Source organism: Gottfriedia sp. NPDC057948 (genome assembly GCF_042887255.1).
Lineage (GTDB): Bacteria > Bacillota > Bacilli > Bacillales > Bacillaceae_G > Gottfriedia.
Genome location: NZ_JBHVPN010000001.1, coordinates 326,955 through 344,098 on the forward strand (window position 1 = coordinate 326,955; position 17,144 = coordinate 344,098).

11 protein-coding genes are annotated in these 17,144 nt (G+C 33.6%); 9 read left to right on the forward strand and 2 right to left on the reverse strand.

Annotation, left to right across the window (positions count from 1 at the left end):
- Window positions 1-727 precede the first annotated feature (727 nt).
- Both ACFVRR_RS01500 and ACFVRR_RS01505 read left to right on the forward strand, forming a co-directional pair.
- Entirely contained in the window at window positions 728-1,909 is a 1,182-nt protein-coding gene (locus ACFVRR_RS01500) for a CaiB/BaiF CoA transferase family protein (RefSeq protein WP_387323931.1), read from the forward strand.
- Window positions 1,910-1,939: 30 nt separating this feature from the next.
- Window positions 1,940-3,472 carry a class I adenylate-forming enzyme family protein gene (locus tag ACFVRR_RS01505; RefSeq protein ID WP_387323933.1) on the forward strand — a complete coding sequence of 511 codons (1,533 nt, stop codon included), beginning with the start codon at window positions 1,940-1,942 and terminating at the stop codon, window positions 3,470-3,472.
- Between the two features lie 57 nt (window positions 3,473-3,529).
- Here ACFVRR_RS01505 and ACFVRR_RS01510 read toward each other — a convergent pair whose 3' ends face one another.
- Window positions 3,530-4,141, reverse strand: coding sequence for a TetR/AcrR family transcriptional regulator (locus tag ACFVRR_RS01510; protein WP_387323935.1), 612 nt, complete (start codon window positions 4,139-4,141; stop codon window positions 3,530-3,532).
- A 215-nt stretch (window positions 4,142-4,356) separates the two neighbouring features.
- Between ACFVRR_RS01510 and kynU the strand changes: the two genes are divergently transcribed.
- The 7 genes from kynU to ACFVRR_RS01545 all read left to right on the forward strand — a co-directional run bounded on the left by kynU (window position 4,357) and on the right by ACFVRR_RS01545 (window position 12,933).
- A complete protein-coding gene (gene kynU, locus ACFVRR_RS01515; RefSeq protein WP_387323937.1) occupies window positions 4,357-5,643 on the forward strand; it encodes a kynureninase in 1,287 nt (428 codons plus the stop codon).
- A gap of 38 nt (window positions 5,644-5,681) precedes the next feature.
- Window positions 5,682-7,112, forward strand: coding sequence for an amino acid permease (locus tag ACFVRR_RS01520; protein WP_387323938.1), 1,431 nt, complete (start codon window positions 5,682-5,684; stop codon window positions 7,110-7,112).
- Between the two features lie 195 nt (window positions 7,113-7,307).
- On the forward strand, window positions 7,308-8,102 hold the full coding sequence (locus ACFVRR_RS01525) for an alpha/beta fold hydrolase (RefSeq protein ID WP_387323940.1): 795 nt from the start codon (window positions 7,308-7,310) through the stop codon (window positions 8,100-8,102).
- A 462-nt stretch (window positions 8,103-8,564) separates the two neighbouring features.
- Window positions 8,565-9,866, forward strand: coding sequence for a hypothetical protein (locus ACFVRR_RS01530; protein WP_387323941.1), 1,302 nt, complete (start codon window positions 8,565-8,567; stop codon window positions 9,864-9,866).
- Window positions 9,867-10,041: 175 nt separating this feature from the next.
- The gene (locus tag ACFVRR_RS01535) at window positions 10,042-11,235 is read left to right on the forward strand and encodes a M20 family metallopeptidase (RefSeq protein WP_387323944.1); all 1,194 of its coding nucleotides are present in this window, start codon (window positions 10,042-10,044) and stop codon (window positions 11,233-11,235) included.
- 19 nt (window positions 11,236-11,254) lie between these two features.
- Window positions 11,255-11,452 carry a DUF3311 domain-containing protein gene (locus tag ACFVRR_RS01540; RefSeq protein ID WP_098810205.1) on the forward strand — a complete coding sequence of 66 codons (198 nt, stop codon included), beginning with the start codon at window positions 11,255-11,257 and terminating at the stop codon, window positions 11,450-11,452.
- The gene (locus ACFVRR_RS01545; RefSeq protein ID WP_387323948.1) at window positions 11,452-12,933 is read left to right on the forward strand and encodes a sodium:solute symporter family protein; all 1,482 of its coding nucleotides are present in this window, start codon (window positions 11,452-11,454) and stop codon (window positions 12,931-12,933) included. Before ACFVRR_RS01540 ends, ACFVRR_RS01545 begins: the two co-directional genes overlap by 1 nt.
- A gap of 59 nt (window positions 12,934-12,992) precedes the next feature.
- Here ACFVRR_RS01545 and ACFVRR_RS01550 read toward each other — a convergent pair whose 3' ends face one another.
- Window positions 12,993-17,120, reverse strand: a complete 4,128-nt coding sequence (locus ACFVRR_RS01550; protein WP_387323951.1) for a S8 family serine peptidase — start codon at window positions 17,118-17,120, stop codon at window positions 12,993-12,995.
- Between the last annotated feature and the right edge of the window lie 24 nt (window positions 17,121-17,144).

The window sequence follows — 17,144 nt, forward strand, 5'->3', positions numbered from 1 at the left end:
AGTGGTCGGTGCATTTTTTTACCTTCAATATGAAATAATAATCGCATTATCTTTTAATGATTAAACTAATTACTGTATTCTGTTCATCATCGTTTTTTTGGAGGTTTCGTATCCAAAATATCGTTCGGATAGGTGTTTGGGTAAATCATATCGTTAAATCGATTGTTAAACCATTCTTGTGTGGGGTACATGTTGTGTCTCCTTCAGTAGAACGAAATTTATAAGTGCGAATTATATAAATTTTTATGAATATTTAATTATGTATATTTATTATAAGCTTTATATAAATATTCAAATAGTGTAATTTTCTCCAATACATGTTGCAAATTTTCGACTAATACTATTAAGGGGAAATTAACCACAACTAAAACTAATCGTGCAATTAGACTACCAAATGTCATTCAAGGTCTATTGCTTCCTTTACAGAAGATTTAAATTCACAGGTTCATGAGTCAGTAAAAATGCAAAAATATGAAAATACCATACTTGTAACAGGTTCATAATCTGGATTCCTAATTGACAAACTCATTTTCCAACAGTCTGAAAAAACCATTCTTAAAATGAATGCCTTTTTACTTAGAAAAATGAAACTTAAAATGATAAAAAACAAGGGTAGAAAAGAAATTAATCTAAAAAAGGAAAGATACAAAGTAATCTTGAATAATTAATGTACACGAGAAACGATAGAGATGGGGGGAGAAATGATATTGAATAGTAGGTTTACTATATGTTGAATAAATTGAAAATTCTGGATTTTACACGTCTTTTACCGGGTCCCTATGCAACTATGATACTAGCGGATTTAGGTGCAGAAGTGTTACGAATCGAATCTCCATATCATCCCGACTTATTACAAACTTCACCTCCATTCGATGGAGACCAATCTGCCGCACATCAAACGATTAATCGTTCTAAGAAATCTATTACCCTTGATTTAAAAAGCGAAGAAGGTACTGAAATAATCTATAAGTTAGTGAAGGAGTACGATATTGTCATTGAGCAATTTCGACCAGGAGTGTTGGAAAAGCTTGGCTTAAGCTATGAGCAATTAAAGAAAATAAATTCGAAACTAATTTACTGTTCAATTACTGGTTATGGACAATCAGGTCCGTATCGAAATCGAGCAGGACATGATAATAATTATCTTTCATTAACAGGTGTTTTGAGTTATTCAACAAGAAAAAATGAGCGTCCAGTTCCGATGGGAATCCAAGTTGCAGATCAAGTAGGTGGATCGTTACACGCAATTATTGGCATTTTATCGGCCGTCATTCATCGTGAGCAAACTGGTGAAGGACAATGGGTTGATATTAGCATGACAGATTGTACTTTTGCGTTGCAATCTTTAATGGGATCTGGTTGGTTAACTCAAAAAATTAATCCAAAGCCTGAGGAACATCTTTTAAATGGTGGCGTGTTTTATGACTATTACGAAACAGCAGATGGTCGATTCTTTTCAGTTGGCAGTCTTGAACCTTCATTTAGAAAACAACTATGTCAGGCATTAGAAATCATGCCATTTCTTCCTTATTCTTTTAGTGAGGAGAAGGATGAAATCGATTTATTTAAAAATGAAGTAAAGCGTGCATTTAGTAAGAAAACGTTTAATGAGTTAAAAGAAATTTTTAGTAAATTTGATGCCTGTGTTGAGCCAGTTTTAACTTTTGAAGAAGCATGTGAGCATCCGCAAGTAAAAGAAAGGGGGCTTTTAGTAAACGTTCAAAAAAATGACGGTACAAATCAATTGCAAATTGGTTCACCTTTTAAATCTTCAGTGTTTAAAACTACTTATCAACATGTTGGAGTAAAACCTGGAACGAATACAAAAGAAGTTTTATTAAGTTTAGGATACGACCATCAAACAATTAATCGATTCATTGAAAAAGGAGTTATTAGGTCAGCTGATTAAATCTAAATTATTTAATACGGGGGTAAGCAAATGAGTTTTGGAAATGTATTATCGCTAAACGCACAAAGGCACCCAGATAAATTAGCATTAGTCTATCAAGACCGTACATACACATACATGGAATTCAATAAAATGGTTAATCGTTTTGCTTGGGGATTACAGAAACTAGGTTTAAAAAAAGGTGAAAAACTAGCTCTTATGATGGCAAACTCAGACTTGTTTGTGATTAGTTATTGTGCTGCTGTAAAGGTAGGAGTTGTTGTCGTTCCAATTAACTTCCGGCTTGTTTCTCGAGAAGTTGAATATATTTTAGAACAGTCGGATAGTGTTTTTGTTGTTTGTGATTCAGAACTAGAAAAAGTCGTTTTAGATGCTTCAAAAACCTCATCGAAAGTAAGAAATATCATTACTGCTCCTATAACTTCATCGCAGGATTGTTTAAGCTTCTTTGATGTGTTGTCATTAATTGACGAAGATCCTAGAGTAGAGATTTCAGGAGATGATGATTTTCATTTGCTATATACTTCAGGTACGACTGGACAACCAAAAGGTGCGCTTTTCGACTATAAACGAATTGAAAAGCTCATAAATGGATTGAGTGCGGTAATGGGGCAAAGCTGTCAGGATCGGCTTTTACATGTTGCTCCATTATTCCATTGTGCTCAGCTCGTAATCTTTCTATTACCAGGTTTATATTTAGGTATGACAAATATAATTCATCAAGAATTTAACCCGTTAAATGTTTTAAAGGATATTGAAAAATATAAAATCACTTTATTTTTTGGTGTCCCTACAATGTATAACTATTTACAACAAGTTCCAAATGCTGACGATTTTGATCTTTCTTCAGTGAAAAGATGTGCATACGGTGCAGCTCCTATGCCTCCTGAAATCTTAATGAAAAGTATGAAATTATTTAATACAAATCAATTTTTCAGCTTATGTGGATTAACTGAAGGGGGACCTACAGGGGTATATCTTTCTCCAGAAGATCATGAGCACCATTTAGGAAAATCAGGAAAAACACCTTTACTCTATACAGTTATTAAAGTAGTCAATAAACAAGATGAAGAAGTTTTACCAGGTGAAGTTGGTGAATTAATCTTAAAAGGTGAAACAATCATGAAGGAATATTATAAAAAGCCGAAAGAGACAGCAGATACGATAAAAGATGGTTGGTTATATACAGGAGATTTAGCCGTAGTAGATGAGGAAGGATATATCACGTTAGTTGATCGTAGTAAGGATATGTTAATTTCTGGTGGAGAAAATATTTACTCAGTTGAAATTGAAAATGTTTTATATGAGCATCATTCTATTTTGGAAGCGGCAGTAATTGGTACGCCTGATGCTAAATGGGGAGAGGTTGTAACAGCAATTGTCGTATTAAAACCGGGGCATCGTCTATCTTTTGAGGAGATTGGATCTTTTTGCCGCGAAAGAATGGCAGGGTATAAGATTCCTAGAGTTGTTGAATTTATTGAGCAGCTTCCTCGAAATGCATCTGGGAAAGTACAGAAGTTTATATTGCGAGAAATGTATTGTAGTGCTAATTCAAAGTAGAATTGAAAAAAAGCTCAAACTTTAGAATTGATTTGTTTGAGCTTTTTTATTTGGTTCTTAATAAAGACCACTTGTATAAAGTGATGTGATTGTTTTTGCAATTTCTTCAATGGAATAATGCTGTTCATCTCGAACGATTTCCCATAAGTACATCTCATTTGTATAAAACCAAGCACGCGCGACTAGTTCATGATTTAATTCTTTTCTTGCTAATCCAGTTTCTTGTGCATATGAAACATCGAGTGATATGCGATCAATAAACTTTTCACGAATTGTTTTCCATTTGTCTGAGATGATTTCAGATACTCCAATAGCTTGTTCAAAAATTTGCATCATGTTTCGCTCATCTTCTGCCATTTTTAGAAAAGAAGTAGCTTGTTTATAAATAATCGATTCAGCGGATTCTTTCGTTTCTGGAAAAAAGTGAGTTTCGGCAATTTCATAAAATCTTTCCATTACATTTTCCATTAACACGATTAAAAGCTCTTCTTTCCCTTTAAAGTGTACATAAGCTGTTCCATAGCCAATATCAGCTTTTTTTATCATTTGTGTTATCGTTGCCTTTTGAAATCCTTCTGCATGAAATACTTCTTTAGCAGCTTCTAGTAGTTTTTGTCTTGTCATTAATGAACGTAATTGACGCTTAGATTCTACTTTGTCATTACTCATACTACGATCCTCCAACATATGTTACTTCTAGCATATAGGTAAATTTATAAAAATGGAAGAAATCCTATATATGATTAACATAAAAACCAGCTCTTTATAAGTAAAATTTTTTATTATCAGATTATTTGACATGATGTCATTGACATGGTGTCAGTTATTTTGATATGATTTTTTCACAATAGATTTAACTAGTAGATTGATAGAGGAGGAACAGTATGAATACGAAAGTTACAGAAGCAACATTAGAATACGCCCAAAAAATGGACAGTCTTGATTCACTTAGAAAGTATAGAGATGAGTTTTACTTAAATCCTGAATCAATCTATATGGATGGTAATTCATTAGGTCTACTTTCTAAAAGAGCTGAACGTACTTTACTAGAATCATTGGAAGATTGGAAGAACTACGGAATAGATGGGTGGACAAATGGAAATCATCCTTGGTTTTTCATGGCTGAAAAATTAGGAGAAAAATTAGCTCCTTTAGTTGGTGCTTCACCTGAGGAAGTAATTGTAACCGGTTCCACGACGGTTAATTTACATCAGTTAGTAGCTACTTTTTTTCAACCTAATGCCAGTAGAAAAAAGATATTAGCTGATGAGCTTACATTTCCATCAGATATTTATGCCCTCCAAAGTCAACTACGTATTCACGGATTAGATCCTGTGCAAGATCTTATTTGTGTAAAAAGTAAGGATGGACGTTATTTAGATGAGGACGACATAATAAATGCAATGACGGATGAAATTGCTTTGATTATTTTACCAACAGTTTTATACCGTAGTGGTCAAATTTTAGATATGAATCGCTTAACTGAAGAGGCTCATAAACGAGGAATTTTAATCGGTTTTGATGGTTGCCATTCAGTTGGAGCAATACCGCATTCTTTTAGTGAGTGGGATGTTGATTTTGCTTATTGGTGCAATTATAAACACTTAAATGGTGGACCCGGTGGTGTAGGTGGATTATTTGTTAATCGCAAACATTTTGGTACATTGCCAGGACTTGCAGGTTGGTTTGGTTCTAGAAAAGATAAACAATTTGATATGGAACACACACTAACTCCTGCTGAAACTGCTGGAGCCTATCAAATCGGTACTCCACATGTATTAAGCTGTGCACCATTAATCGGATCTTTGGAGATTTTTACAGAAGCTGGAATTGATGCGATTCGAGAAAAATCACTTCAAATAAATCAATTTTTAATGGATTGTATTGAACAAGAATTAGCAGAAATGGGATTTTTCATTGGATCTCCTAGAGAGGATGCACGACGTGGAGGACATGTAAGTCTAGAGCATGAAGAAGCAGCACGTATTTGTAAGTCTTTGAAAGAAAATGGTATTATTCCTGACTTTAGGGCACCAAATATTATTCGTCTTGCACCTGTTGCACTTTACACTTCTTACGAGGAAGTTTGGGAAGTGGTACAAACTCTTAAGAAAATCATGACTGAAAAGCAATATGAAAAATTTAAAAATGAACGTGAAGTTGTGGCGTAAGTTTAGTTGGCTATCTAAGGGGACAAGGGGATGAGATCATGAAGAAATCCACCACTAATTATAAAATTGAAAACGAGCAAGAAAAAGGCTTAAAAAGAGAGTTGAAAACTAGTCAACTAACGATGATTGCAATGGGTTGTGCAATTGGAACAGGGTTATTCCTAGGAAGTGGATTAGCAATAAAAACTGCAGGTCCTAGCGTACTACTCAGTTATGCAGTTGGTGCTTTTATCGTTTTACTGCTCATGGGATGTTTAGCAGAGATGACCGTTGCACATCCAACTAGCGGCTCGTTTGGAACAATTGCCGAAAAATATATTCATCCTATGGCAGGATATCTTGTTCGTTATTCATATTGGGTGGCACAAGTTCTTGCTGTTGGAGTAGAGGTAAGTGCAATTGCAGTCTATATGAAATATTGGTTTCCAACTGTACCTGGAATTGTTTGGATTACCTTTTTTGCTGCAGTTTTAATCTATATAAATGCTACAAGTGTTAATACATTTGCAACATTTGAGTATTGGTTTTCAATGATTAAAGTAAGCGCAATTGTTGGGTTTATCCTACTTGGATCGTATGTCTTGTTTGGTTCATCTAACCATACAAATATTGGTGTAGAGAACTTAACAAATGATGGAGGATTTATGCCATTTGGCTGGTGGGGCATGTGGGTAGCCGTCTTTATATCATTATTTAGTTTTTTAGGAACTGAAATGATATCGGTTACAGCAGGTGAAGCAAAAGAGCCTGATATTGCTGTTCCAAAAGCTCTTAAAGCAACAGTTTTTCGTTTATCAATTTTTTATGTATTAACAATTGCAATCATGCTCATCATCGTTCCATGGAAATCAGCAGGGGTTGATGAAAGTCCGTTCGTAAAGGTAATGGAAATATTAAATATACCTTTTGCTTCAGGCCTTATGAACTTTATTATTTTAACGGCAGCCTTGTCAGCGATGAATAGCCAATTATATGCGTCAACTCGTATGGTTTATTCACTTTCAAAAACGAATCATGCGCCAAAAATTTTAGGAACAGTAAGTAAAAAAGGTGTTCCAGTAAATGCTCTTGCAGTTTCAACCATTGGTATTGTAGTTGCTGGAATTGTAAATGCAGTACTTCCAGATTCCTCATATGCATTTATGATGGGAATCTCAATGTTTGGTGCGATATTTACTTGGATGACAATCTTTATTTCCCATCTATTTTTTAGAAGGAAATGGGAACGGTCAGGCGGGCGAAAATTACCAGTAAAAATGATTGGTTTCCCTTACTTCACAATACTAGGAGCAATTTTATTATTAGGATTAACAATTACTTCTTGGTTTACTGGCTTTAAAATTATGCTTCAATTTGGAATACCATGGTTAATTGTATTATCTGTGGCTTACTTATTTATAAATAAAAATAAAGGTCAGAAAATTCAACGTAACGATGCAGTTTTTAAGCAGAAAGTAGATAAATTTTAAGGTCTTTATAGAAATTAGGCTTGTCTTTCATTTTTAAGACATGCCTTTTCTATTTGAAGATTATTTAGTGAAAAGAGAGGAGAAAATAGTTAAGTGCAGAATTTTGTTCATAAGATTCTTTTAAATTAGTTTTTTAATAACGGTATTTTCTATAAATGAAAATAGTCCGATATTAATATTCTCGAATGGAGTTGAATGATTATTAAAAGTAAAGTAGAACTTGAAGATTTATCAATTGCTTATAAGGATCAAGGAAAAGGGAAGCCAATCGTTTTAATTCATGGCTTTATGGGAAGTCATGAATATTGGGAAAAAGTAGTTCCAAAGCTATCTGAGGATTATCGTGTGATAGCAATTGATTTACCAGGACATGGAGACTCTACAGCTATAAAAGAAGAGCATTCAATTGAAGACTATGCAGATGTTTTGAAAGATTTACTAGATCAACTAAACATTAAGCAAATAACGTTATTTGGCCACTCGTTAGGAGGCTATATTACACTTGCATTCGCAGAAAGATATTCTAATTACTTAAATGGATTTTCATTAATCCACTCTACTGCTTTTCCAGATAGTGAGGAAGCAAAAAAAGGTAGAGTAGCAACTAGTGAAAAAGTGAAAAATGAAGGAGTGAAAAACGTAGTTGATGGGTTAATTCCTAAACTTTTCTCTCCAAAAAATATCCAAACTAATAGTGCAGAAATAGAATTAGCAAAACAAATTGGGTATAAAACTTCAGTAGATGGCACGGTTAATGCTTTAATAAGCATGAAGAATAGACCCGATCGAAATCATGTACTTAACGATACAAACTTACCTGTACTTTTACTGGCAGGTAAAGACGATCAGATTATACCACCTGAAAAGACATTTTCAGTCGAAAAAGAAAATATTAAAACTGCTACATTAAACAGTGCCGGACATATGAGCATGTATGAGTCACCTGAAGAGTTAGTTAATGAAATGAAGGATTTTTTAAGTTCGTTTTAAGTACAGAAAAATTAAAGTAAGGGATTTAGGGAAAAGAAAAATGATTAAAAAGACCTTCTAAAAAAAAGCTTTTTAAAAAGGAAATGAAAAAGAGGCTGTCTCAAAAGGTCGTTGAATGACGACCTTTTGAGGCAGTTTTTTTAATTTCTTCATTTTTTGATGGAATTTTGCAAAATTGTAGGCTTTATGTATGATATTCTTCTATTAGTTTGCTATTTCTCTGTTTTTTGGAAGTGGATTCCCACTATTTTAGATTGTACCAAAGAGAACGATTTTTTTTTTATGCTCAAAAAAGTGATGTCCCAAAAGATTATACTTTTGGGACATCCTCTTTTTTTTTGCCCAAATAATTTCTAAATATCATGGTAATTTATAGTGAGATACTGTTAAGATTAACTATATATAAATTAGCTAAATAAAACTTAATCCCCTATAAAATTAGAGTAATTGGTAGGTGTAATAATGTATCGTATTGGTCTTGTTGGCCCAGAGTGGTCTTTGGAACGAATATTAAGTTTTACTAAAGAATATGAACATGAATTGGAATTTTTTCCATTTTCATATGATGAACCTGTTGAAACAAAAGAAATTGTAAAAAAACATGACCGAGATGTAGATGTCTGGCTTTTTTCGGGGCAATTGCCATACAATATTGCAAAAAAAATCCTACATTCAAAAGAAAAATTATTATATATTCCTCATACAGAATCTTCGGTTTATAAAAGTTTGTTAAATATCATGTATAGTACTGGTGGGTTAATTAATCAATTAAGCATCGATATGCCAACGTATTCTAATTTATTAGAAGATGCTTTAGAGCAATTAAATGAGTCATTTGATCAGTTTTATATCAAAAAGTTTGAAGAAGAGCAGATTAATTTAGATGAATTATTACAATTTCACCTTGAGTTATGGGATTCCAATAAAACAGAAGGTGCATTGACTAATTTTCCATTCATTTATCAGGAATTAAAAAAGCGCGATATTCCAGTCGAATGGATATCTACTAGTAGTGTTGATATTAAGCATACATTAAGGCTCCTAACAGAGAAAGTGAAAGGTCTTTATTTTAAAGACTCTCAAATTGGAGTAGAGTTGATTGAAATTGAAAATTTTGAGAGCATTATACAGAAATCAAAATCACCTTATCATTTACAGCATATCGAACTTCGAATTAAAGATGTACTTTTAACACTTTGCGAACAATTAAATGGGTCACTGATTGAAAAGGGGTATGGTAAATATTTGATTTATAGTTCTAGAGGTGCAATTGCACGAGAGATTCATATGCTAGAAAATACGCTTGAGCAGTTATCGTTAGAATCTGATACTAAAATTTCTGTAGGTATTGGTTTTGGTGAGACTGTTTATTCTGCAGAGAAAAATGCAATTGAATCAATTCAGCAGTCGAAAGAGATGCATGAACAAAAAATAATAATTGTACAAGAGAATGGCGAAATCATTGAGTCTCTTGGTCGTGAAGAAGAGATGACATATGCATACCGTTCAAATGACCAAGAACTATTGCAAAAGCTTAAATTAGGAAATATTAGTGTAAAGACATATCATAAAATCGAGAATCTAATTAAAAGAATGGCATGGAAGGATTTTACGACAAAGAATCTAGCTGAACAGCTTAAAATGACAGAACGGAATGCTAGACGTATTGTAGCAGATTTATGTGAAGTCGAATTATTAGAATGTATAGGTGAGGAATCTTTATCTTACCGTGGAAGACCTAGTAAAATATATCGTTTTAAATAAGCATTCCAAATTTGGAGTGTTTATTTTTTTTGTGAATATTAAATATTATTAATATTTTGAATTTTTAACAAAAAAGTTATTGAAGAAACCGTTTTCAGGTAATAAAATTGATATATAAGGAAAAAGACCGTAAATGTTCCTTAAGTAGATTTGAATTAATCTCGGAGGTGTAGTGATGAAGTACGATGTTTTTTCTAATTTAAAATTAGATGATGTAGTTAGTTCGATTAATGATGAAGTGATTGGGTGGAGAAGATATTTACATGAAAATCCAGAGTTATCCTTTCAAGAAGAAAATACTGCTCAATTTGTGTACGATCAACTAAATTCATTTGGAGGCTTAGAAATCTCTAGACCAACAAAGACTAGTGTAGTTGCTAGATTAATAGGGATTCATCCAGGAAAAGTACTTGCAATTCGAGCAGATATGGATGCACTCCCAATACAAGAAGAAACTAAAATTGAATTTAGTTCTAAAAAGGATGGCATAATGCATGCATGTGGTCATGATGGGCACACTGCAATGCTTTTAGGAGCTGCGAAACTACTTTGTAGTTTTAAAAATCAATTAAAAGGTGAGGTCCGCTTTATTTTCCAACATGCTGAAGAATTACCACCTGGTGGTGCAATTGAAATGGTAAATGCAGGTGTACTTGATGGAGTTGATCTGATTATTGGGGCACATTTAGTGAGTTATTTGAAAACTGGAAAAATTGGATTAAATTATGGGCCAATTATGGCAGGTGCAGATCAATTTAAAATTACAATTATCGGTGAAGGTGGACACGCTTCACAGCCAAACCAAGTAATTGATCCAATTCTGATTGGAACCCAAGTTGTCACAAATATACAGCATATTGTGTCAAGAAAACTCGATCCAATTGATACAGCTGTCATCTCAGTAACACAATTTAATGGGGGGACAGCAATAAATGTTATCCCCAACAGTGTTAATATTGGTGGATCAGTTCGGAGCTTTAAACCTGAAGTTCGCAATCATATACCGATGTTAATCGAGCAAATAGTAAAAGGTATTACTAATGCTCATGGTGCAAAGTACGAGTTCGTATACGATCTCGGATACTCACCGGTCATAAATGATAATGAAATAACTAGCTTAATCGATAAAACCGTCTGTGAAATAGTTGGAGAAGAAAATCGTGAATTAATTAAACCAATAATGGGAAGTGAAGATTTTTCAGCATTCCTTAATGAAGTTCCTGGGACTTATTTTTTTGTAGGTGCAAGAAATGAGGAGGAAGGAATAGTGTATCCGCATCATCATCCAAAATTTAATATCGATGAGAGGGCTTTAAAAGATGGAATAAAGATATTTGTTCAAGGAGCTATTAACATTTTAAATAATTAAAAATTAAGGAGAGTAGAGTATGAAAAAAATCTATTTACTTGGTTTTATTCCGATTATTGGTTTTGTAATAGGCGCGTTGTTTTCGAATAAGGTTACCCCTTACGTACTTGGTATGCCATTTTTCCATTTCTCAATTGTACTATGGTCATTTCTTACTACTGCATTTTTAGGTTTAATCTATCTTTTTGATCCTGCGAACAAAGAGGAGGAATTATAATGAATACAGGAACATTATTTATATTCTTATTTTTCGCTGTTTCAATCATGATTGGTATATGGTCAAAAAAAGGGAAAGAAATGAACTTAGAACAATGGTCTGTTGGTGGCCGAGGAATGGGAACGCTTTTCATCTTTTTATTATCAGCTGGTGAAATGTATACAACCTTTACCTTTTTAGGTGCAAGTGGCTCAGCATATGGTGAAGGAGGTTCAATTTTTAGTATCGTTTCTTACGGATGTATTGCATCAATCATATCTTATTGGGCTTTTCCAGAGATTTGGAAATACTCCAAAAAACATAAATTAATTTCTCAGTCAGATTTTATGGCAAAGAAATATGATAGTCCAATTCTAGGAGTGCTTGTTGCTTTAGTAGGAATCGTCGCTTTATTTTGTTACTTAGTTTTACAGTTTAAAGGGTTAGGTTATATTGTTGAAATTACATCTTATGGCGTCATTTCTTCCAAAATGGCAATTTTATTTGGTGCATTTGGCGTTACGATATTTGTCATTCTATCAGGTATTCATGGTTCTGCTTGGACCTCTGTATTAAAGGATATCTTAATTCTAGCTATTATTTTATTTTTAGGAATTTATTTTCCATTTCATTTTTATGGCGGTATTAAGCCAATGTATGAAGCGATTGAACAAGCTAAGCCAAACTTTACGATTCTTCCAGAACATGGTATGAACTTAACTTGGTATATTTCTACTATTATATTAAGTGGAATTGGGATGTATATGTGGCCTCACTCTTTTCCACCTATTTTTGCAGCCAAAAATGCAAAGGTTTTAAGAAAAAACGCAATCATAATGCCGTTGTATCAGTTGATTTTATTATTTGCTTTCTTCGTGGGCTTTGCAGCGATCTTACAATTTAAAGGGTTACAAGGAAGTGATAGTGACAAAATATTATTACTTCTTTCGAAAAAGACTTTTGATCCGTGGTTTGTTGGTTTAATAGGGGGAGCGGGGGTATTAGCTGCATTAGTACCTGCTTCTTTGATTCTAATGGTAATCTCCACATTATTTGTTAAAAATATTTACCAAGTAGTAGTCCCTTCTAAATCAGAAGTACATATTACAAAATTAATAAAATTAATTGTTCCTTTCATTACTTTAATAGGTTTATATTTTACATTTAAAGGTGGTAGCTCTTTATTTAATATTGCAATTGTGGCGTATAATTTTATAACGCAGCTTGCTCCACCATTTTTCTTAAGTTTAATGAAAAAGAACTTCGTAACAAAGCAAGGGGCTATAACTGGAATTATATTTGGTGGGGTTATTGTTTGTATTTTTGATTTAGGTGAAAAGACTTTTGCTCAAGCTTTTCCACACCTTCCACAAGTAGTGAAAGACTTAAATGTAGGGATTATTGCACTAATTATTAATGCGCTAGTAATGGTTACTGTTAGTCTTATTACAAGAAATAGTATGTCAGAGAATAAGCGTATTGATAAATTAGTTGAGCAATAAGACGTAATAAAAACGTCGGTTCTATTGAGCCGACGTTTTCTATTATGCTATAAAGTTATTTAGTGAATGTCTAAATCCTTCAAAATATCTTCTAAAGTTTCACCTTTAATTTTCTTTTTACCTTTTGGAACGTCTTTCACATCAGGGTTTGGTGTTAAATAATTCTTTTGAATAAAACTCATATCCTTTGCGTCAACAATCCCATCGAAATTGATATCAGCTACACGCTTGTTAGTGCCCCAATATGTTTTAATATAATCCGCATCTAATACATCGATTACATCATCGTTATTAACATCCCCACCCATAACTGGTGCATATAAAATGTAAGATAAACGACCAACAGTATCACCATTAGTAATATCATATAAATCATTAACTGTAGCATGACGGTCGAAATGTCCTGGAATTTTGACTGTTAAATCATATTTTTCATTTGAAGCTGGAAGATTTTTAATAAAGTAACGTGAACTACTGTTAAATTCTCCTGTATAAGTTTTTCCATTTTTTGAAACTAATTTTAAAGTCATGCCAGCTTTTGAAAAGTCTTTCTTATAGTCTAGCCAAATACCATTATTATCTAAAAATCCATCTGCAAGAATACCCCCTTCAAGTTGAGAGTAGGTTGGAACAATATTTATACCTTGACCAAAACCTTGAATTGTCACAGGTGCTTGATTTAAAGAAAAAGCTGTAGATTTTGTAATATCAATATTTTGAATCCATTTTATATAGGTGCTTGGTTTTTCCTTCACTTTAAAGGTCATATCGATTAATGGTATAGCTGTTTGTATTGGTTGGACTGAGTCACCTGTTAATTGAGTTTTAATCGTGATTTTACTTGCAGTTTGCTCAAGTATTTTAAGATCAGCAATTAAACCATGTGACTTAGCATAAGCAGTAAAATCTTTATTTAAAGTTATATTTGCAATGTCATATGTCGTAGAAGGGAATGCTAATGTAAATTCTCCACCTATTAAATCTTTAATATTGTGTGCACTAAGTGATAGAGTGACATTTTCTCCATATTTTACATCATTTTTGTTCGCTACTAGTTTCGTATAAGGAAGTCCTTTTTTAACAAGCGTGTATGAGAAATCTGGATGATCTTGCATACCGTTTTGTGCATAATCACGTTCGTTAAGTGTAAATTTTGTTACATCTTTACCATTTAATAGACCAGTCTTAAATTCAAAGTCACCATTTTTTTCAATCAATAATGGGGTAGTAGAATATTTCGTTTTATTAATAAGATCGATCATATTAGAAGACTGATCCCAGTTAAAACCGTTCTGATTCATAATGGCTACTTGCTCATCATAAATATTTCCTTTTACAGTCATACCATCTCCAGTAACCTCGTATACTCCACCCGGTTGTTGCAATTTAACGACAGGGTTCGTATTTTCGATGAAAAATGTATCAGACTTTTTAAATGTTTTACCATCTCTGTTAGTAGCGATTAGTTCTAGTTCATATTTTCCTGGAGGAGCAAGCTTTTTTGAGTAAGCTATTGGATGATCCTTATGTTCAGTAAAAGGAAAATATAATCCATTAAACGGGAATTCAACTGCAAAAAGTATGTCCTCGGGAAACAGTCCTTCGTATGAATCAATAAGGCCAAGGGCTTGTCCCGTTTTCGCATCTTTTAACACAAAATCTACTGTTTCCATTGAACTATTTAATGCAAATTCAATACCTGTTCCGTATGGGAAACTATTATTTAAATCACGTCGTGTTGTAAATGCGTCTTCGTACGCGTTTAATTTATTAATACCTTCATCTAAATGCTTGAAACCAAAAGGTAATTGATAAACTTCATCAGGATTACTATTGTTTGTAAAATAAACATATCCCTCGTAGTTACCGAACTCTGCAGATGCAGGAATCTGAATCGTAGGTTTAATTTCTATCGTTTGGTTTGCATTAACTGTAACGGTAGAAGGAACATTTAGTGAAATATTGTTAGCTGAAGCATCTTTAGAACCTTTTACATTCTGATTAAATGTAACTTCTAGCTTTAATGTTTTCTTATGGTTACTATTGTTTGTTATAGAAACTACTCGTGAGTCTGTTTTTGCTTTACCTGCAGTTACTTGAGGTCCAAAGCTTAATGCACCTGTAACATCTGGTATTGTTATATCTTTACCATCTTTTGTGCTAATTGCATTATCTAGTACTTTAATACGCACGTCAGAATGCGCTGCTTCATATACATCAATTCTTCCAGCACCGACTTCAAATACACTATAATCTTTTTTCAACTTATCGGCTGTATTCATTAAAGCTGCTTTAACATCTTCAGGTTTGTATTCTGGATGTTCTTGTAGAAGAAGGGCAGCAGCTCCAGCAACGTGAGGCGAAGCCATTGATGTACCTGATGCACTCATATATGCATTTGTATAATCTGTTAGATGTTCTGGTCCATTTTCATAAGCTGGTACGCTTGAGAATACAGCAACCCCTGGTGCAGTCACCTCTGGTTTAATATCATAAAATCTGTTAGAAGGACCACGTGAACTAAAATCAGCTAATGTATCCCCACCAGTTTTCATTTCTCCAATTGAGTTCAAAGTAAATGTAGCATTTCCTTGTTTTACTCGATTCACAACTTTTAATCCATCTTCATTCGTAAGCGAAAATGAAGGGATAAAGTCAAAACCGTTTCCAAGATAATGAGGAATTTGACCTTCTGTCGGGTTATTATTATACATTATTACTGCTTTTGCACCGTGTTTCTTTGCAAGCATTACTTTTTCATTTAAGCTAAGGACTCCACGTTCGATTAGAGCAATTTTTCCAATAACATCTTTGCCACTGTAATCACTCTCACTATTTCCTAGGCCTACAAATACGATTGGAAGAGATTGGTTTTTAAAAGTATTTATATCATCATCATAGCTCTTTGCAAGTAGTTTTAAATTTGTTAACGAAAGAGTATCATTTGAACTAACCGTACCAGTAGCTGTAGGTATTGTCATTGGAAAATCACTCGCTCCAACTGTAATAGCAAGCGGAGAAGTTCCAGGTGAACCAAGTGAATATAAGTCACTTCCTGAATTTCCAGCTGCAATTACTGCTGTCGTACCAGCTAATGTAGCATTATTGATTGCAATCGAATTTGGATCAAGGGGGTCATTATGATCAGATCCAAGTGATAGATTAATAACATCCATTCCGTCTACTACCGCTTTGTCAATCCCTGCGATAATAGTACTTGTTAAGCCTGAACCATATGGACCTAGCACTTTATAAGCATATAGTTCAACTCCAGGTGCAACTCCAGTAACTGCATAATCCGTTTTATTCTTACCTTGTCCTGCAATCGTTCCCGATACATGTGTTCCATGGGAAGTGTAGTAAGTTGTGCCACCAAATGGACTGATTTCAGGTTGTCCAGATTTTTTCCAATCGTCGTAAGTTGTTTCCATTGGATCGGAATCATTATTTACAAAATCGTATCCGCCTTTATAAATATCTTTTAAATCTGGATGATTATAATCAATTCCAGTATCGATTACAGCGACTTTTACACCTTTACCAGTAATGCCTTCTTCATGAAGTTTTGATGCACCTATATTTTCTAAACTATCTAATGCTGGAGAATGGCTAGTTGACTCAGTAGTTTGAACCTCAGAAGGAGATGGATCTATTTTGATTACTTTGTCTTCAAATACTGCTTTTACATCATCCATCGCAAGAACTGTATGTACTTCATTAGCCGGTACAGTCATCGCAACACCATTGAATGCTTGACGGTACTCTTTACGTATTTGCATAGCTGATATGCCTTTTTTTGCTTGTCCAATTTTATTTATAAAAGTTTGATGAGATTTTTCCACTTTATTTTTTGCATCGTCTAAAGAGACTTTAATTCCGTTTTCTTCGCTTTTCTTAACTTCCGTTTTAGCAGGATCTTGTTTAAACTGAACAATGATGTTTACAGGATTAGTACTTGTTGTATCAAGGTTTGGTGATAAATACTTTTCTTTATCTGACGAATCAACACTGTTATGTACTCGGTTTCGATCCTCTTTTGATAAATTTTTTAAATTATCTTCTACGTTTGAAATGCGACCTTGTGAAGTTGAACCAACTGATGCAAAAGTGTGACTAGAAAATAGTAAACTAGCTGCTATAAAACTAGTAGATACAACCTTGAGTGGTACTACTAAATTGCTTTTCAATACAAAACACCCCTTCAAATTAAA